The organism is Stenotrophomonas sp. YJH_SMC_43 (assembly GCF_059372535.1).
Genome location: NZ_JCAFVQ010000006.1, coordinates 87,270 through 103,823 on the forward strand (window position 1 = coordinate 87,270; position 16,554 = coordinate 103,823).

Genomic DNA, 16,554 nt, shown 5'->3' on the forward strand with positions numbered 1-16,554 from the left:
AGGTCTTCCCCATGCCGCGCACCACTGCGCGACACCTTTACAGGTATCCCCATGACCGAACACAACAACACGCGCCTGCGCCTGGATGTGCGCTTCCGTGAACTGACCGTGCTGCGCACCGAGGAAGTCACCCCGCACATGCGTCGCATCGTGCTGGGCGGCGACGCGCTGGCCGGTTTCGATTCGCCCGGCGCCGACGACCACATCAAGCTGTTCTTCCCCAACGCTGCGGGCGAGATGGTGCTGCCGGTGCTGACCGCCGAAGGCCGCAGCTACCCGGACGGCAAGGAGCCCTCGCCCGCCCGCGACTACACCCCGCGCTGGTGGGACCACGAGACCGGCGAGCTGGCCATCGACTTCGTGCTGCACGACCAGGGCATTGCCGGGCCGTGGGCCGAACGCGCGCAGCCGGGCGACGTGCTGGTAATCGGTGGCCCGCGCGGTTCGTTCGTCGTAGCCGACACCTACGACGCCTATGTGCTGATCGGCGATGAGACTGCGTTGCCAGCCATCGCCCGCTGGCTGGACGTGCTGCCGGAGGATGCCGAGGTGCAGGCCTTCATCGAAGTGAGCGATGAAGCCGAGCGCCAGGACCTGCCGCAGTACGAGAACGTGCGCATCCACTGGCTGGAACGCAACGGCTTCCCGGCGGCCAGCAGCACGCTGCTGGAAGACATGCTGACCGACTTCGAGGCCCCGGAAGGTGATGTCTTCTACTGGATCGCCACCGAATCGCGTCGCGCGCGGATGATGCGCAAGTTCATCGAAGGCCACCTGGGCGTGCCGCGCGACTGGATTCGTTCCACCGGCTACTGGAAGGCCCACCCGGACGAAACCGACGGCGATTGACCGGGCAGCCGGTGGGTGCGGACCCTGCTTGGTGGGTGCGGACCGTTGGTCCGCACGCCTTTGACGCACTTCCTGGGTGGGTGCGGACCGTCGGTCCGCACGCCCTTGACCATGTAGAGCCGAGCCCATGCTCGGCTGCTCTTCGTTCCGCGATCGGCGAACCCTCGCGCTGCGCGCGATGAGCCGAGCGTAGGCTCGGCTCTACAGGTATTCCGCCGCCCGGTTCAACGCATCAGCCGCCAAGCAATGCGACAATCGCGCTCCTTTCCTGCGCAACGAGGCCCACATGGCCAAACTGACCCTGGCCAGCGTGGATGCGCTGCGTACCCGCTTCACCGATGACGCCGCCTGCGATGCGGCGCTGGCCGCCTTCGCCGACACCGTTGCCCTGCGCACGCCGCTGCGCGAACTGGTGGAAGCACAGCACCGCTACCTGCAGGCCGAGTTCGAAGTGGCGCAGGTGGCCGATGTGCTGCGCCGCGACCAGAAGTACGCACCGGTGGGCCGCCCGTCGGTGCACATCGTGCAGCTGCGCAAGCAGCAGGCCGCGACCAAGCAGGCCGCGTTGATCGCACGCCAGGTGGTGGCGCAGGCCGCGCAGACGTTCGTGCGGGTGAGCGGGCTGGCGGTGAAGGCCAAGCAGAGCCCGAGCGAAGCGTGCGTGGCATGGTTGGGCGCGTTGCGCTGAGCGCGCCGCGCACGATGTGATGGAACCGACCAGCGCGTGATGGAACCGGCCAGCGGTAGAGTCGACTGTTAGTCGACTCGCGCGCGCAGCGCGGGGTTTTGGCATCCCGCGGAGAGCAGTCGACTAACAGTCGACTCTACCAAAGCGGCTTTCCGCGCAGTGCGGAGTTTCCGGGCGCCATCGACGCGGATCGCATTCGCAAAAAGAAGGCCCGCTTTTCAGCGGGCCTTCTGCCTTCTCACGACGAGTGAGTTGGGGGCATCAAGCCGCCGGCTTTTCGCCGGTGGCTTCGGTGGTGATGCGGATCTTCACTTCATCGCTGACGTTCGGGGCATACGCGCCGACGCCGAAATCGCTGCGCTTCAGGGTGGTGGTGGCATCGAAGCCGGCCGCCGGAACCTTGGCCATCGGGTGCTCGCCGCCGCCGTTGACGGTGACGTCCAGGGTGACCGGCTTGGTGATGCCCTTGATGGTCAGGTCGCCGGTGACGGTCAGCTTGTTGGTGCCGGCCGCTTCCACCTTGGTGCTCTTGAAGGTGGCATCGGCGAACTTGGCGGCGTCGAAGAAGTCGGCGCTCTTCAGGTGCTCGTCGAACTTGGCGGTGAAGCTGTTCAGGCCGCTCAGCGGCAGCTTCACTTCCACGGTGGACTTGGTCACGTCTTCGGCGTTGTACACCAGGGTGCCTTCGACGTTGCCGAAGTGCGCGCTCGGGTTGGAGAAGCCGAAGTGGCTCCACTGGGCCAGCACGTCGGTGTGGGTCGGGTCCAGCTTGTAGGTGCCCGAGGCGATCTTGATCGCTTCGGCGGCCGGCGCAGCGGCGGCGGCATCGGCAGCCGGGGTGGCGGCCTGCTCGGTGGTGGCCGGGGCGGCGGCGTCGGCAGCCGGGGCAGCGGTGTCGGCCGGCTTGGAGCAGGCGGCGATGGCCAGGGTCAGGGCCAGCGGCAGCAGCAGTTTACGGGTGGCGCTCATCTCAGGAACTCTCCGGATCGTAGGGTGGGTACACGGTGCAGCAAGAGCCCGCCGCGGGACGGCGGGCCCGAAACCGATACAACGACTTACGCGATGCGCGCCGCTTCGTCGAACGACAGGCGCGGCAGACGCGGGAACAGGCCCGCCGAGTCACCGTAACCCAGGTTGACCAGGAAATTCGACTTGATGGAGGTGCCGGCGAAGAAGGCTTCGTCCACCTTGGCCGGGTCGAAGCCGGACATCGGGCCGGCATCCAGGCCCAGCGCGCGTGCGGCCAGGATCAGGTAGGCGCCCTGCAGGCTGCCGTTGCGGATGGCGGCTTCGTGGCGGCCTTCCTGCGGGCCATCGAACCAGGCCTTGGCATCGGTGTGCGGGAACAGGTAAGGCAGCTTCTCGTGGAAGTCCAGGTCGAAGCCGATGATGACGGTGACCGGGGCGGCCATGGTCTTGGCCAGGTTGCCTTCGGACAGGGCCGGGGCCAGCTTGTCCTTGGCGTCCTTCGAGGTGACGAAGACGAAGCGGGCCGGCGTGGTGTTGGCGGCGGTCGGGCCCCACTTCACCAGGTCGTACAGTTCCTTCAACAGGCTCTCAGGAACCGGCTTGTCGAGGAAGGCGTTCTGGGTACGGGCAGTACGGAACAGCTGATCGAGGGCAGCAGCGTCGAGCGCGTGGGACATCGGTGGATCTCCAGGGCGGCGAAGGGAAGTCAGTGCCCGCGGGCGGCGCGGGGCGAATCGACGAGCCGCAGTGTAGAGTGTCGCGACTGTTGCAACACCCAGCAGGGCTGAAACGAATTAATGCCAATGGTGAAACGATCGAGCGCGCCCTGGACGGTCACGGACGGCCGCGCAGGCAATGTCCGCCAGGCGGTTGCGCTGGCCTCGGCGCTGCGCCAGGGCACCCATCGGCCGCTGGTCCTGCAGCCCCGCGCGCCCTGGCGCTGGCTGTCGCCGCGTCGCCTACCCGGCGATGTGAATGGCTACGGCGAGGCCTTCGCGACGCTGGCTGCCGATGCCCCGGCGCTGGCGATCGGTTGTGGCCGCCAGGCTGCGGGTGCCCTGCGCGTGCTGCGTGCCCGTGGCAGCCAGGTGGTGCAGATCCTCGACCCGCGCATCAACGCTCGCCATTGGGATGTGGTGGTGGTGCCCGAACACGACGCCCTGCGCGGCAGCAACGTGCTGACTCTGCTCGGCAGCCTCAACCCGGTGGACGATGACTGGCTGGCCTGGGGCCGCGCCGCGTTCGCCGGCTTCAGCACCCTGCCCGGCCCGCGCACCGCGCTGCTGGTGGGTGGACCGACGCCGCTGGCGCCGTGGGATGAAACGTCGATGGTCGGTGTGTTCCGCGCGCTGGCCGACCAGATCCACAGCGAGGGCGGCAGCCTGCTGGCCACCACCTCGCGACGCACGCCGCCCGCCTTGGCCGAGATCCTGCGCGCGACCTTCGCGGACCTGCCGCACGTGATCTGGGGCGACGGCGGCGACGGCACCAATCCCTATGGCGGCCTGCTCGGCTGGGCCAACCGCGTGGTGGTGTCGCCCGATTCGGTGAACCTGCTGTCTGAAGCCTGCGCCACGCGCATGCCGGTGATGGTGGCGCTGGCCGATACCGCGCAGGGTCGGCTGGCGCGCTTCCAGCAGCAGCTGCGCGAGCGCGGGCGGTTGCAGGCGCACTGGCTGGACTGGCAGTACGACCGCATCGAGCCGCTGCGCGAGACCGCTCGGGTAGCGGCAGAAGTGAAGCAGCGCCTGGCATTGGGGTAGTGCCGGCCGCTGGCCGGCAATCCTGGGCGCCCGGCATCACGGTGGTGCCGGGTGCGCAGCGATTTCTGAACATTTCGATCCGCCCGCACCGTTAGAGTCCAGCTTCCCCAATCACGCTGAACGTCTTCATGCGCACCCTGCTCCTGCTGCCCCTGACCCTGCTCGCTGCCTGCTCCACCGCGCCCACCGAACTGGACCCGATTTCCTACCAGTGCCAGCAGCAGCTGGACGCGTATCGCGAACAACCGGCCTTGCGCGATCCGAAGACTGGCGAGCGCCCGCCGCTGCCGATCGCGCCGATCAGCGATGCCTGCGACAGGGAACTCAAGCGCAAGGGCGTGGACCGCCCGCTGCGCTGAGCGGCGTATGATCGGCGCGCGGGCCTGCCCGCCGTTGAAGGTATCGACATGGATCGTTTCTCCCGCCTGCCCCGCGCCGCCCTGCTGATCGCCAGCCTGCTGGCGACCGCACCGGCATGGGCCAACAGCACCGAGTGCCGCGAGCGCTACCCGAGCGTGGCGTCGCAGGCGGCGATGCTGGACGTGGCCTGGACCACCGCCGAGCGCCTGGATGCGCTGCCCGATGTGGACGTGGTGGTCGCCGCACGCGGTGGCCAGGATCTGAGCCGCTACGGCCTGCGACACAGCCACCTGGCCTTCCTGCTGCGCGAGGACGATGGCCGCTGGCGCGCGATGCACCTGCTCAACCGCTGCAAGACCGACAGCTCGCAGCTGTACCACGAAGGGCTGGGCAACTTCGTCGGCGAGAGCGGCGGCCATACCGACCTGCGCATCGGCGTGCCGGCGGCGCCGCTGCGTGCCGCGTTGAAGGCGATGCTGGTGTCGCCCTCGATCCAGCCCAAGGCGCTGCACGAAACCAGGTACAACGTGGTCGCCTACCCGTTCGCCACCGACTACCAGAACTCCAACCAGTGGGTGCTGGAAGTGCTGGCGGCGGCGATGGCGCAGGCCGAAGGCGCGCCGGCCATCGTCAAGCGCGAACAGGCCCAGCAGTGGCTGCGCCAGCAGAAGTACCAGCCCAGCGTGCTGCATATCGGCCTCGGCAAGCGCGTGGGTGCGCGCCTGTTCGTGGCCAACGCCACCACCACCGACCATCCGGCCGGCGAACGCATTTCCGGCAACTATTCGGTGGTGACGGTGGAATCGGTATTCGACTTCCTGCACCAGCGCAGCCAACTGCAGCAGGAACTGGTGATCCCCCATGTACCGGTGGCCGGTGCTGCCGCCGCCACGCCCTGAATCCTGCGAGGAGAACGAGATGCGCGCATTGCCTGTTTCCCTGATGTCGATGGTGATGGTTGCCGGTCTGCTCGGCGCGAACACTGCCCATGCAGAGCGCCGCATCGTGATCATCCATGACCCGGGTCCGCAGGGGCCAAGCCTGGAGATGTCCTCGCAGATGGTGAACTCGGCCCGTGCGGCGGCGGCGAAGGAAGCCCAAGATGCCGCCGATGCTGGCCAGCCGCTGGCCCGCCCGCAGCAGATCAAGCTGCCGCAGATGCAGGTGAGCGCCATCGCCACCACCGTCGACGGCCGCCGCGAAGTGCTGCTGCGTGATGCCAACGACCCGCAGAACACCGCGTCGATGCAGTACCCGCGCGGCATCGGCGATCCCGCCGTGCAGTTCACCGTGGGCCAGACCGTGAACTTCGAGCCCACTGGCAACGACCAGGGCTGGCAGCTGAAAGACAACCAGGGCCGCCCGCTGGAATACCTGCCCGAGGCCACCGGCCCGCGCGACATCTTCGATACCCGGCGCTGAGCCGCCGTCCCCACCCTGACCAGGAGGTCTCCATGTTCCGTTGCCTGCGCGTTCCCGCCACTGCCCTGCTGCTTTCGGCGCTGGTGGTGCCCACCGTCCATGCCGGCGCCGCGCCACAGTTGAACAGCGGCCAGACCAGCGTGCTGGTCACGTCGCTGATCGTGCTGTCGATTCCGTTGGCCACGTCGATGGGATTGGCCGAACTGTCCAAGGCCCCGTTCAAGGCCAGCGAGCGCAACGGCAAGGTCGCCGCACGCACACCGGCGGTTCCGCTGCCGCCGATGGAGGTGAAGCAGGTCGCCACCACGCCAGCCGGTGATCGCCAGGTGCACCTGCAGGTACCCGGCAAGGCCGACCAGACCGCAACGCTGCAATGGCCGGCGGCTGCAGGCGATGACCCGGTCGCCGGCTTCGTCGTTGGCCAGCAGGTGCATTTCGACCCCACCGAAGCCGGTGCCGGCTGGACCGTGAAGAGCGCGCAGGGCCAGGCGCTGGCCTATGTGCCGACCGCCTACGCCGCCGGCGACGTGATGAGCGAGGTGCTGTAAAGCTGAACGACCGGTTTTGGCTTTGCCGCGGGCCGGGCGGATAATGGGCGATCCCCTTTGTCCCCCTGGCTCGCCATGTCCGTGCGTCCTGCCCCTGTGTTTGCCCCGCTGACCCCGCGCGCCCTGGTGCTGGCGGTACTGGCGATGGGCGCAGTGGTGCTGCTGTCCAACGTACTGGTGCAGTACCCGATCAATGACTGGCTGACCTGGGGTGCCTTCAGTTATCCGGTGGCGTTCCTGGTCAGCAACCTGATCAACCGCCGCTTCGGCCCGGGCCCGGCGCGCCACGTAGCGTGGATCGGCTTCCTGGTAGCGGTACTGCTGTCGATCTGGGTGGCCACGCCGCGCATCGCCATTGCCTCGTGCTCGGCGTTCATCGTGGCGCAGCTGCTGGACATCACCGTGTTCGACCGCCTGCGCCGTGGCAGCTGGTGGCGCGCGCCGATGGTGGCCACCACCTGCAGTGCGACGGTGGATACCACCATTTTCTGGTCGATCGCGTTTGCCGGCTCCGCCCTGCCGTGGGTGAGCTGGGCCGCCGGCGACCTGGCGGTGAAGCTGGCGATCGGCGTGTGCCTGCTGGCCCCGTTCCGCGCGTTGCTGTGGAAAATGGCGCCGCTGCGCGCCACCAGCTGACCGCCATTGCCCTGGTAGGTGCCAACCTTGGATGGCACATGAGCACGGTAGGTGCCGACCGTTGGTCGGCACGCTCCATCAGAGTCCATCACCGCTGACAGATTGTGCCGACCAACGGTCGGCACCTACCAACAGCGGATCATCCCCGGGCAATTGCGCTAATGGGTGCACCCACTCACCCGAACGGCAACGCCGCGGCTCTGCACGCTGCCGTAATCGCGGCACACGCCTCTTCAATCGCGGGCGTGGTCGGTGCCAGTCGCGGACGTCGATCCAGCGTGCAGGCCAGGCCTACGTCCAGCAACGTGGCATGTGCGCCATGCAGCGCCTCTGCGGTGTCTTCCGGCAGGAAACCAGCAACCGCCAGCGCATCGATCAACGACGGCGTATCGCGTGGTTGCAGCAGCCCTGCATGCTGCGCGCTGCGCGCCAGCACGCCGGTCTGCAGCAGGAACTCCAGGTCCACTACGCCACCGGCGCCCTGCTTCAGGTCCAGCCGCGCGGCATCGCTGCGGTCCAGCTCGGTGCGCATGCGTCCACGCATCTTCAGCACATCGGCATACAGCGTGGCCGGATCGCGCTCACGTCCCAGCGTCTGCGCACGCACCTGTTCGAAGTCGGCCAGCAGGCTGGCATCACCGGCCACGCCGCGTGCGCGCACCAAGGCCTGGTGTTCCCAGGTCCATGCGCGTTCGCGCTGGTATTCGGTGTAGCTGGCCAACGAAGACACCAGCGCCCCCTTGCCACCGTCCGGGCGCAGGCGCACGTCGATGTCGTACAGGCGGCCCGCAGCAGTGACCGCACCGAGCAGCGCCATCACCTTCTGCGCCAGGCGCGCATACCAACGCCCCGGCTCCAGCGGACGCGCGCCGTCGCTGGCGTCCACGCCGGCCGGATTGTCGTGCAGGAACACCAGGTCCAGATCGGAGCCGAAGCCCAGTTCCAGGCCACCCAGGCTGCCGTAGCCGATGATCGCGAAGCGGCCACCGGGAATCTCTCCGTGTGCGGCGCGCATGTCCGCCTCGGCCATTGCCAGCACGGTGACCACCACCGCCTGCGCCAGCTCGGCCAGTTGCCGGGTGCTGTCCACCGCCCCCTGGCGCCCGTCCAGCGTGGCCATCGCCATGCGGAAGCTCAGCGCCAGCCGCGTCTCGTTGAGCCAGCGCAGCGCAGATTCGGGATCCTCCACCGCCAGCACCTGCTGGCACTCGGCCAGCATGCCGGCGGCATCGGGCATCGGCCCGGACACGCGCACGTCCAGCAGTTCGTCCAACAGCAGCGGATACGCCGCCAGGCGTTCGGCCAGCAGTGCGCTGCGCGCCAGCACATCGACCAGCCGCGCCAACGCGCTGGGCTGCTCGTCCAGCAGCGCGAGATAGCTGGTCCGGCGCAGCACCGCCTGCAGCAGGCCAAGCACGCGCTTGAGCGCGGCGTCGGGCTGGGGCGAACGCGTGGCGGCATGCAGCAGTGCCGGCAGCACGCGGTCCAGGCGTGCGCGCGCTGCGTCGGACAGTGACTTCACGCCGGTGCCCTGGGCGAAATCACGCAATGACTGGTCAGCGCCGTTGGCATCGAGGAAGCCGGCTTCGGCCAGCAGCGGTGCGTTGCTGCCGTCGGGCAGGCTGCGCCAGTAGTTGGCCAGTGCATCGGGCGCGGCCTGGCCCTTGCGCGGCGCCAGCAGCGCAGCGAACTCGGTACTGACCCGTGCCTGCTGCACGGCCAGCGCCGCGCGCAGCACGTCCCAGTCCGGATAGCCGAGGCCGACGGCGATGCGCTCGCGGTCCAGCGCATCGCTGGGCAGCACGTGGGTCTGTGCATCGCGCAGCATCTGCAGGCGGTTTTCCAGCCGGCGCAGGAACAGGTAAGCCTCGCGCAGCGCGCTGCCATCCTCAGGCGCGATCTGTCCGGCGGCGACCAAGGCGTCCAGCGCCACCAACAGGCGGCGCTCGCGCAGTGCTGGTTCACGGCCACCCCGGATCAGCTGCAGCGCTTGGCACAGGAACTCGATTTCGCGGATGCCACCGGCGCCGCGCTTGATGTCTTCGTGCAGCTCGCGGCGCGCGACTTCGGCGGTGATCGCCGCCTTCATCTCGCGCAGGCCGTCCAGTGCGGTGAAATCCAGGTAGCGGCGGTACACGAACGGGCGCAGGGTCTGCAGCCACGCTTCACCGGCGGCGATGTCGCCGGCCACCGCGCGCGCCTTCAGCCACGCATAGCGCTCCCAGTCGCGGCCTTCGCGCTGGAAGTACTGATCCATCGCTGCGAACGACAGCGCGACGCGGCCGGCGCTGCCGAACGGGCGCAGGCGCAGGTCGACGCGGTGGCTGAAGCCATCGACCGTGGTTTCGTCCAGCAGCTTGGCCAGGCGCTGGCCGAGGCGGGCGAAATACTCTTCGGCGGCCAGCGCGCGCGGGCCATCGGATTCGCCGCCGTGCGGGTAGGCGTAGACCAGGTCGATATCGGAACTGAAGTTCAGCTCGCCGCCGCCCAGCTTGCCGAGGCCAAACACCACCAGCTGCTGCGGAGCGCCTTCGCCATCGCGAACCACGCCGTGGCGCTGAGCGAACTCCTGCTGAAGGGCATCCAGCGCCAGCCGCAGGCAGTCCTCGGCCAGGGTGGTGGCGCCGGCCAGGGTCTGCGCCACGTCGTCCAGCCCGGCCAGGTCGCGCCAGATCAGCCGCGTGGACATCGCCGTTCGCCAGCGCCGCAGCTGTGCCGGCCAATCGCTGGGCTGCAGCGGATCGAGCACGGGTGCGGGGATCGGCGGGCAGCGGGGCGCGGCCAGCTGCGCCAGCAGCGCCGGTTGCCGCACCAGGGTGTCCAGGGCGAAGTCGCTGGTGACCGCCAACCGGGTCAGCAACGGCAGCAGGTCGGCCGGGACGGGCTCGGGCAGGACCTGGGCCAGGCGCGCCAGGGCGCGGTCGACAACGGGCTGGAGGGCGGCGGACAGTTCGGCGGGGGCGAGGGTCATGCCCTGATTCTCGCGGGGTCGGATCCCTTTGCCAACGGCGAAGGGCTCTGCCCCCGAGATGCGGCCGCTTGATGCCGCGGGTGGGGTCAGAGCCTTTTGCCCTTGGCAAAAGGATCCGACCCTGAAGGGGTGCCGCGTATTCACACTGGATGACAGGCAATAAAAAAGCCCGCTTGCAGCGAACTGCCAGCGGGCTCTGCTCCCTCCCCCACGTCGGGATGCAGGGCCATCGTGCGGGCTGCGAAAGCACTTTGCACGCTGCACTGCAAAACAAAACCGGTGGGTTTGGGTGAGCCCCCGGGGAAAAGCCATTCCACGAAGGTAGAACCCCCCGTACGGATGAGGATGGCCGATAATCGGAATTCCCCCCAGCAACACGTGTCGTCATGTCTGTTGATCGCATCGCCAACGCGCGTCTCCGTGACCGCGTGGTCTCCGCAGAGGCCGCAGCCGCGCTGATCCAGCCCGGTGAAACCGTGGCCATGAGCGGCTTTACCGGCTCCGGGTATCCCAAGGCCGTTCCCGTGGAACTGGCCCGCCGCATCGAAGCGGTGCATGCCCAGGGCAATCCCTTCCAGATCAAGCTGATGACCGGCGCCTCCACCGCGCCGGAACTCGATGGCGCGCTGGCCAAGGCCGATGGCATCGCCATGCGCATGCCCTTCCAGAGCGACCCGGATGCACGCAACCGCATCAACGAGGGCAAGCTGGATTACATCGACATCCACCTCAGCCACGTGGCCCAGCACGTGTGGTTCGGCTTCTACGGCGAGATCGATACTGCGGTGATCGAAGTCTCGGCCATCCGCGAAGATGGCTCGCTGGTGCCCTCCACCTCGGTCGGCAACAACAAGACCTGGTTGGACCTGGCGAAGAAGGTGATCGTCGAGGTCAACGAATGGCAGCCGGCCGGCGTCGACGGCATGCACGACATCTACTACGGCACCGCGCTGCCGCCGCACCGCAAGCCGATTCCGCTGGTGAACGCCAACGACCGCATCGGCGACACCGCGCTGCGCTGCGACCCGGACAAGATCGTGGCCGTGGTGCGTACCAACGGCCCGGACCGCAACAGCCCGTTCAGCCCGATCGATGCAACCAGCGAACAGATCGCCTCGCACCTGATCGAGTTCCTCAAGCACGAGGTGAAGAAGGGCCGCCTGCCGCCGAACCTGCTGCCGCTGCAGTCGGGCGTGGGCAACATCCCCAACGCGGTGCTGGCCGGCCTGGCCAAGAGCGGTTTCCGCGACCTGGCTGCGTTCACCGAGGTGATCCAGGACGGCATGCTCGACCTGCTGCGCGACGGCGTGCTGAGCTATGCCTCGTGCACGGGTTTTGCGCTGAGCCCGCAGGCCAACGAGACGTTCAAGGAGAACATCGATTTCTACCGCGAGCGCATCATCATGCGCACGCAGGAGATCTCCAACCACCCGGAACTGGTGCGCCGCTTGGGCTGCATCGGCATGAACGGCATGATCGAGGTGGACATCTACGGCAACGTCAATTCGACGCACGTGATGGGCACCCGCATCATGAACGGCATCGGCGGTTCGGGCGACTTCGCCCGCAATGGTTTCCTGTCGGCGTTCCTGAGCCCGTCGACGGCGAAGAACGGCACCATCTCGGCGATCGTGCCGATGGCCAGCCATGTCGATCACACCGAGCACGACGTGTCGGTGATCGTCACCGAACAGGGCCTGGCCGACCTGCGTGGCCTGACACCGCGCAAGCGCGCGCAGGTGCTGATCGACAACTGCGCGCACCCGGATTTCCGCCCGCAGCTGCAGGATTACTTCGACCGTGCCAGCCGCGAAAGCTACGGCAAGCACACCCCGCACCTGCTGCCGGAAGCGCTGTCGTGGCACCAGCGCTGGCTGGATACCGGCACGATGAAGGGCTGATTATTCTCGGTTCGCCGGGCATGGCCCGGCGCTACCAGCTTCCAGTGGGTGCGGACCTTGGTCCGCACCCACCACGCGCACCAAAGCGGTGCCGATCAGGCGCGCAGCGCCGCCAGCGATTCCGCCTGCAGCCGCTCGTAGATCTCGAACTCGTCATTCACCGCCACGCCCAGCGCCTGCTCGAAGGCCTCGCGGTTGGCGTGCGCGGCATACGCGCGCTGTTCTTCGCCGCCCAGGTTCGACTGGAAGATGCCCGCGGCACTGACCGGCAGGAAATCCTCGTAGACGATCGGATCGGCCGTCGCCAGGCCCGCGGCCACCAGCACTTCAGCCGGCAGATCCGCCACGCGCTCGGGCGCGGCACGGCCGGCGTCGGTCAGCTGGTAGCGGTAATAGCCCAGCCCTTCCTGGCGCAGCGTGTCATGGTCATCCGGGAAGCTGGCGAACACCGCCTGCAGGCGCTGGCCGTAGTCGCCGCCGGTGCTGCCTTCGCCACCGGCATCGCGTGCCTGCGACAGCAGCTGGTCGTACAGCGCGCGGCCCTTCGGGGTCAGCGCAAGGCCGCGCTGTTCGATCTCGCCGAAGCGCGCGGTATGCGTGCCGGCATCGCCACCTTCCGCGTCCGGGAAATGCACTGCCTCTTCCAGCGCCTTGAAGCTTGTCTGGCGCAGCAGGATCGGGCAGGCGCGGCGCGGCGGGCCTTCGATCACCGCCTTGGCCGCCATGCCGTGTTCGATCATCGCCGCCTGCGCAGCGTCGATGTCCAGCGTGCGCGGGGTCAGGTGATTGATGTGCGGGCCGCGGAAACTGACCACGTCGGCCACCAGCCGATGCGCGTTGTGCAGCGCGTGGTAGGTCGGCAGGTCGACCGTGGCATCGCCGTGCCAACGGAAGGTTTCCAGTGCTTGCTCGACGAAGCGCTCGGCATCGGCCTGCGCCAGGCCACCGTCACGCTCGGCCTGGTCGATCAGTGCCAGCGCGCCCTCGGTGAAGATGCGGCGGCGCGCAAGGATCTTCGCCGATTCGGCACGCAGCGCTTCGTCTTCGATCAGCTCCAGGCGCAGCAGCGAGGTGAACACGCGGAATGGATTCTGTGCCAGCGCGGCGCCGGTAAGCGGGCGGAACGCGGTGGAATGCACCGGCACGCCCGCGACCGACAGGTCGTAGTAGCCGACCGGGTACATGCCCATCACGGCGAACAGGCGGCGCAGCGTCGCCAGTTCCTGCACGGTGCCGACGCGGATCGCGCCGTGGCGCTCTTCATCCAGGCGTGCTCGCTCGTCGTTGCGCTGCAGCTGCGCGGCCAGCGCCGGGTCCTGCTCCAGCACCTGCGCGTTGATCCGCTCCACCAGTTCCACCAGCGTGCCGTACAACGGCACTTCGGTGCGGTACATGCGGGACATGGCCTGTGCGAACAGGCGGCGGATCACATCAGGCGAAACGAAAGAGGCGCTCATCAGTCACTCGATTACGGGAACGGGGAACAGCTCGAACCCGTATTGTCGCCGGAGTGCGTGGCGGCCGCGATATGCAGAGCAACATGAAAAATACCGGTTGTGCCGGCCACCGGCCGGCAACCTCCGGATGCCTGGAAGGGTGCAGTTGCCGGCCAGCGGCCGGCACTACCGGTTGAGCTGGCGCTTCAGGGTGGCATCCAGGGTGATCGGCCGGTCCCAGTGCCTGTAGCTGGCCACGATGGCGTGGCGCACCGCACGCACATGCAGGTTCTGCGGCTTCACTGGCATCCGCTTCACCACCGCTTCCCAGCCGCCTTCCCGGTCCTGGCTGAAGGCGCGCACGCTCTCACGGCAGGTCTGGCCGCTGGCCTTGGCCCAGAAACAGGCGAAGTAGATATCCCCAGCCTGCCAACCGTGGGTGGTGAACAGCGCGCTGATGTAGCCACGCGGCACGTCGGCATAGCGCGACACCTCATCGAGAAAGGCATCCGGGTAGCGCTCGGCGTAATGATTGATGTCCTGCAGCTGGGCATCGACCCAGCTGTCGCCGGTGTCCACTTCATAGGTGGCCGAACGCTCGGCCGTCTGCTGGGCCAGCACGGTGGCCGGCGCCAGCAGCAGGGACAACAGCAGCATGCGCAGTCGGTGGTTCATGGCCCGATTCTGCCGCAGCCGCCGGGCCCTGTCAGGCCGCCGCCGCGGCCTTGGCTTCGATCGCCGCCAGTGCGGCCGGCCAGTCGTGGGCGGTATCGGCGGTGACCATGCGCGGTTCATCGTCGGCCACGCCGTGCTGGGTCTCGTGTGCCCAGGTCACTGCATACGGGGTATGCACGCCCCAACCACCCAGGGTCACCACCGGCTCGATGTCCGAGCGCAGGGAGTTGCCGACCATCACGAACTGCTGCATCGGCAGATCGAATTCGGCCAGCACGCGGGCGTAGGTTTCCGGGTCCTTCTCCGAGACGATCTCGATGCGCGGGAACAGCTCGCCCAGGTTGGCGACCTTGATCTTGGCTTCCTGGTGGAACAGGTCGCCCTTGGTGATCAGCACCACCGGGTAGTGCTCGGCGATGGCCGCCACGGCTTCGCGCACACCGTCGATCAGCTCGACCGGATGGCGCAGGGTGTCGTGGCCGATGTCCAGAATGCGCTGGATGTCCTTGGCCCCGATACGCTGGGCGGTGATGTCGATGGCCGCTTCGATCATCGACAGGGTCATGCTCTTCACGCCGTAGCCGAAGGTGCCCAGGTGGCGCTGCTGCACTTCCAGCAGGTGGCGCGCGGTCTGGGTGTCATGCACGTCGACGTAGCGCGACAGCAGGTCAAGGTAATCCTGCTCGGCCTTGCGGTAGTAGTCCTCGCTCTTCCACAGCGTATCGTCACCGTCAAAACCGACCAGGCCGATGGCGCGCGACGGCGCAGGCGTGGAGGTGTTCATCGGCCAAGGATACAGGGGTGGCGATGACGAGAAAAACCCGGGCGGCCGCAGCCGCCCGGGTCCCCATGCCCCGGTCTTCCCGAATCAGGTGTGTATCAGCGGCCCTGGGCCGCGCCGGCACCCGCACCGGCCTGCTGCGCGGCCACGTAGGCCTTGTACTCATCGGCGCTCAGTTCGCCGTCCTTGTTGGTATCGGCCTGGTCGAACACCTGGGCCAGGCCCGCGTTCACCTGTGCCTCGGTCTTGCTGATGGTGCCGTTGCCATCGGTATCGATGCTGGCCCAGGTCTGGCCACCGCCATTGGCCTGCGCCGATGCCGCGGCGGCCGCATTGGTCGCCTGGTCAGCCGCCTGCCCTGCCTGTGCCGCCGACTGCTGCGCCTGCGCGGCTTCGTTCTGTGCCTGCGCGGCCTGCTGCTTGGCCGACTGGGCCATCGCCGGAATGGCCAGCACGCTGCCGGCGGCGACGATCAGGGCGATCAGGGGCTTGCGGTTGCGAATAGTCATCAGGGGTGTCTCCTACCGATTGGGTGGTGTTGCGCGGCGTGTTGTCTCCGCACGGCACCTACCCTGCCACCGCGTTTCTGAATCGATTTTGCCCCGCGACCGGCGTCAACACGCACGATTAACCACTCGCCTCCACGCATGCTTTAGCGCGGTGGTTAGCAGCAAGTGAGCAGCTCATAAGATGCGCATTCAGCGCTGCCGGATTTAACCGGCAACCAACGAAAAACCTGCGTCAGTCGACGTTCTGTGCCGATGACCGCGAACTGAACAACACCCAGCCGAGGGCAACACCGGCGAGCGCGCCGGCGATTTCCAGCACCACGCGGCTGCCGAGTTCGTTCGGATCATGGATGGTGGCGAGGAACAGGCGCGCGTACAGTGGGGATTCCAGCCGCACGATGCCCATGTAGAACAGCTTCCATGCATCGATGCCGGCGGAGATGATCACGGCGATGACGCAGGACCAGCCGATCGCGTGGCCGACTGTCCAGTGCAGGAGCCGGCACAGCTGCGACCACAGGAAGTACACCAGCAGCCCGACCAGCAGGGCGATGGCGCCCGCTTCCAGGGTACCGAGCAGGCCGAAGTGCAGGGGAAGGTTCATCGGGTGGGCAGGGATGAAGAGGCGGCCAGTGTAAGGGATCTGCCCCGGACCCAATCCGGTAGCCACAGTAGATCCACGCCATGCGTGGGTGAATCTCTCGAAATCGAATATCTCGACGATTGAACAAAGAACAGCCGAGCATGGGCTCGGCTCTACAACGGACCGCGCGGGGAATTGTCGAAGGCTGGGTGGGTCCGGTTGCGGGGGCGTGAGCCGCATGGGCCCGAGGCATGCCTCGGGCGGGTTGGGCAGGACGCCCAACCCTGGCCTTGCCGTGCGTGCAGGACTGCGCGCACGAGCAAGCGGCGACCGAGCTTACATGGGTGAGGGCGCTTTGCTTGCGAAGCACTGCTTCGCAAGCGCCCGAACGCACAGCCGCCAGCGGCTGGGCCGGACCCCGGAAGGGGACTTGCAGCGTCCCACGCAACCGGACCCACCCAGC

17 protein-coding genes are annotated in these 16,554 nt (G+C 67.8%); 9 read left to right on the forward strand and 8 right to left on the reverse strand.

Features of this window, described 5'->3' with window-relative positions:
• Positions 1 to 51: 51 nt before the first annotated feature.
• Both AC5QAH_RS19890 and AC5QAH_RS19895 read left to right on the forward strand, forming a co-directional pair.
• Positions 52 to 849, forward strand: a complete 798-nt coding sequence (locus tag AC5QAH_RS19890; protein WP_049454464.1) for a siderophore-interacting protein — start codon at positions 52 to 54, stop codon at positions 847 to 849.
• 286 nt (positions 850 to 1,135) lie between these two features.
• Positions 1,136 to 1,537, forward strand: a complete 402-nt coding sequence (locus AC5QAH_RS19895; protein WP_164144161.1) for a hypothetical protein — start codon at positions 1,136 to 1,138, stop codon at positions 1,535 to 1,537.
• Positions 1,538 to 1,798: 261 nt separating this feature from the next.
• Here the strand turns inward: AC5QAH_RS19895 and AC5QAH_RS19900 are convergent, their stop codons facing one another.
• Both AC5QAH_RS19900 and AC5QAH_RS19905 read right to left on the reverse strand, forming a co-directional pair.
• Entirely contained in the window at positions 1,799 to 2,506 is a 708-nt protein-coding gene (locus AC5QAH_RS19900; RefSeq protein WP_005407837.1) for a YceI family protein, read from the reverse strand.
• A gap of 86 nt (positions 2,507 to 2,592) precedes the next feature.
• Positions 2,593 to 3,183, reverse strand: coding sequence for a malonic semialdehyde reductase (locus AC5QAH_RS19905; protein ID WP_049412235.1), 591 nt, complete (start codon positions 3,181 to 3,183; stop codon positions 2,593 to 2,595).
• Positions 3,184 to 3,309: 126 nt separating this feature from the next.
• On the opposite strand from AC5QAH_RS19905, the gene AC5QAH_RS19910 reads away from it, so the two are divergent.
• The 6 genes from AC5QAH_RS19910 to AC5QAH_RS19935 all read left to right on the forward strand — a co-directional run bounded on the left by AC5QAH_RS19910 (position 3,310) and on the right by AC5QAH_RS19935 (position 7,235).
• Positions 3,310 to 4,269 (forward strand): mitochondrial fission ELM1 family protein, encoded by a 960-nt coding sequence (locus AC5QAH_RS19910; RefSeq protein ID WP_010484193.1) that lies wholly within the window; start codon positions 3,310 to 3,312, stop codon positions 4,267 to 4,269.
• Between the two features lie 128 nt (positions 4,270 to 4,397).
• A complete protein-coding gene (locus tag AC5QAH_RS19915) occupies positions 4,398 to 4,628 on the forward strand; it encodes a hypothetical protein (RefSeq protein WP_010484194.1) in 231 nt (76 codons plus the stop codon).
• Positions 4,629 to 4,676: 48 nt separating this feature from the next.
• Complete coding sequence (locus AC5QAH_RS19920; RefSeq protein WP_071306533.1) at positions 4,677 to 5,528, forward strand: DUF2145 domain-containing protein; 852 nt, start codon at positions 4,677 to 4,679, stop codon at positions 5,526 to 5,528.
• 19 nt (positions 5,529 to 5,547) lie between these two features.
• A complete protein-coding gene (locus tag AC5QAH_RS19925) occupies positions 5,548 to 6,051 on the forward strand; it encodes a hypothetical protein (RefSeq protein WP_049454478.1) in 504 nt (167 codons plus the stop codon).
• A gap of 32 nt (positions 6,052 to 6,083) precedes the next feature.
• Complete coding sequence (locus AC5QAH_RS19930) at positions 6,084 to 6,599, forward strand: hypothetical protein (RefSeq protein ID WP_053442433.1); 516 nt, start codon at positions 6,084 to 6,086, stop codon at positions 6,597 to 6,599.
• Positions 6,600 to 6,674: 75 nt separating this feature from the next.
• Complete coding sequence (locus AC5QAH_RS19935) at positions 6,675 to 7,235, forward strand: queuosine precursor transporter (RefSeq protein ID WP_171953741.1); 561 nt, start codon at positions 6,675 to 6,677, stop codon at positions 7,233 to 7,235.
• A 175-nt stretch (positions 7,236 to 7,410) separates the two neighbouring features.
• Here AC5QAH_RS19935 and glnE read toward each other — a convergent pair whose 3' ends face one another.
• Positions 7,411 to 10,206, reverse strand: coding sequence for a bifunctional [glutamate--ammonia ligase]-adenylyl-L-tyrosine phosphorylase/[glutamate--ammonia-ligase] adenylyltransferase (gene glnE, locus AC5QAH_RS19940; protein WP_312719324.1), 2,796 nt, complete (start codon positions 10,204 to 10,206; stop codon positions 7,411 to 7,413).
• 386 nt (positions 10,207 to 10,592) lie between these two features.
• On the opposite strand from glnE, the gene scpC reads away from it, so the two are divergent.
• Positions 10,593 to 12,107: a succinyl-CoA:acetate CoA-transferase ScpC gene (gene scpC, locus AC5QAH_RS19945; RefSeq protein WP_005407828.1), complete on the forward strand. Its 1,515-nt coding sequence runs from the start codon at positions 10,593 to 10,595 to the stop codon at positions 12,105 to 12,107.
• Between the two features lie 95 nt (positions 12,108 to 12,202).
• On the opposite strand, the gene hglS is transcribed toward scpC, so the two are convergent.
• From hglS to AC5QAH_RS19970, 5 genes are all read right to left on the reverse strand, one after another.
• Positions 12,203 to 13,564: a 2-oxoadipate dioxygenase/decarboxylase HglS gene (hglS, locus tag AC5QAH_RS19950; protein ID WP_010484201.1), complete on the reverse strand. Its 1,362-nt coding sequence runs from the start codon at positions 13,562 to 13,564 to the stop codon at positions 12,203 to 12,205.
• Between the two features lie 165 nt (positions 13,565 to 13,729).
• Entirely contained in the window at positions 13,730 to 14,218 is a 489-nt protein-coding gene (locus tag AC5QAH_RS19955; protein ID WP_197602006.1) for a hypothetical protein, read from the reverse strand.
• A 31-nt stretch (positions 14,219 to 14,249) separates the two neighbouring features.
• Positions 14,250 to 15,002 carry an HAD family hydrolase gene (locus AC5QAH_RS19960; RefSeq protein ID WP_311068879.1) on the reverse strand — a complete coding sequence of 251 codons (753 nt, stop codon included), beginning with the start codon at positions 15,000 to 15,002 and terminating at the stop codon, positions 14,250 to 14,252.
• Positions 15,003 to 15,097: 95 nt separating this feature from the next.
• A complete protein-coding gene (locus AC5QAH_RS19965) occupies positions 15,098 to 15,508 on the reverse strand; it encodes an EF-hand domain-containing protein (RefSeq protein ID WP_004139214.1) in 411 nt (136 codons plus the stop codon).
• 232 nt (positions 15,509 to 15,740) lie between these two features.
• The gene (locus AC5QAH_RS19970; RefSeq protein WP_010484205.1) at positions 15,741 to 16,112 is read right to left on the reverse strand and encodes a hypothetical protein; all 372 of its coding nucleotides are present in this window, start codon (positions 16,110 to 16,112) and stop codon (positions 15,741 to 15,743) included.
• Positions 16,113 to 16,554: the final 442 nt, after the last annotated feature.

What these genes read in the sequence shown, in the direction of transcription:
- AC5QAH_RS19890 (WP_049454464.1), top strand. Translation starts at nt 52, where the DNA reads ATGACCGAACACAACAACACGCGCCTGCGCCTGGATGTGCGCTTCCGT.
- AC5QAH_RS19895 (WP_164144161.1), top strand. Translation starts at nt 1,136, where the DNA reads ATGGCCAAACTGACCCTGGCCAGCGTGGATGCGCTGCGTACCCGCTTC.
- AC5QAH_RS19900 (WP_005407837.1), bottom strand. Translation starts at nt 2,506, where the DNA reads ATGAGCGCCACCCGTAAACTGCTGCTGCCGCTGGCCCTGACCCTGGCC.
- AC5QAH_RS19905 (WP_049412235.1), bottom strand. Translation starts at nt 3,183, where the DNA reads ATGTCCCACGCGCTCGACGCTGCTGCCCTCGATCAGCTGTTCCGTACT.
- AC5QAH_RS19910 (WP_010484193.1), top strand. Translation starts at nt 3,310, where the DNA reads ATGGTGAAACGATCGAGCGCGCCCTGGACGGTCACGGACGGCCGCGCA.
- AC5QAH_RS19915 (WP_010484194.1), top strand. Translation starts at nt 4,398, where the DNA reads ATGCGCACCCTGCTCCTGCTGCCCCTGACCCTGCTCGCTGCCTGCTCC.
- AC5QAH_RS19920 (WP_071306533.1), top strand. Translation starts at nt 4,677, where the DNA reads ATGGATCGTTTCTCCCGCCTGCCCCGCGCCGCCCTGCTGATCGCCAGC.
- AC5QAH_RS19925 (WP_049454478.1), top strand. Translation starts at nt 5,548, where the DNA reads ATGCGCGCATTGCCTGTTTCCCTGATGTCGATGGTGATGGTTGCCGGT.
- AC5QAH_RS19930 (WP_053442433.1), top strand. Translation starts at nt 6,084, where the DNA reads ATGTTCCGTTGCCTGCGCGTTCCCGCCACTGCCCTGCTGCTTTCGGCG.
- AC5QAH_RS19935 (WP_171953741.1), top strand. Translation starts at nt 6,675, where the DNA reads ATGTCCGTGCGTCCTGCCCCTGTGTTTGCCCCGCTGACCCCGCGCGCC.
- glnE (WP_312719324.1), bottom strand. Translation starts at nt 10,206, where the DNA reads ATGACCCTCGCCCCCGCCGAACTGTCCGCCGCCCTCCAGCCCGTTGTC.
- scpC (WP_005407828.1), top strand. Translation starts at nt 10,593, where the DNA reads ATGTCTGTTGATCGCATCGCCAACGCGCGTCTCCGTGACCGCGTGGTC.
- hglS (WP_010484201.1), bottom strand. Translation starts at nt 13,564, where the DNA reads ATGAGCGCCTCTTTCGTTTCGCCTGATGTGATCCGCCGCCTGTTCGCA.
- AC5QAH_RS19955 (WP_197602006.1), bottom strand. Translation starts at nt 14,218, where the DNA reads ATGAACCACCGACTGCGCATGCTGCTGTTGTCCCTGCTGCTGGCGCCG.
- AC5QAH_RS19960 (WP_311068879.1), bottom strand. Translation starts at nt 15,002, where the DNA reads ATGAACACCTCCACGCCTGCGCCGTCGCGCGCCATCGGCCTGGTCGGT.
- AC5QAH_RS19965 (WP_004139214.1), bottom strand. Translation starts at nt 15,508, where the DNA reads ATGACTATTCGCAACCGCAAGCCCCTGATCGCCCTGATCGTCGCCGCC.
- AC5QAH_RS19970 (WP_010484205.1), bottom strand. Translation starts at nt 16,112, where the DNA reads ATGAACCTTCCCCTGCACTTCGGCCTGCTCGGTACCCTGGAAGCGGGC.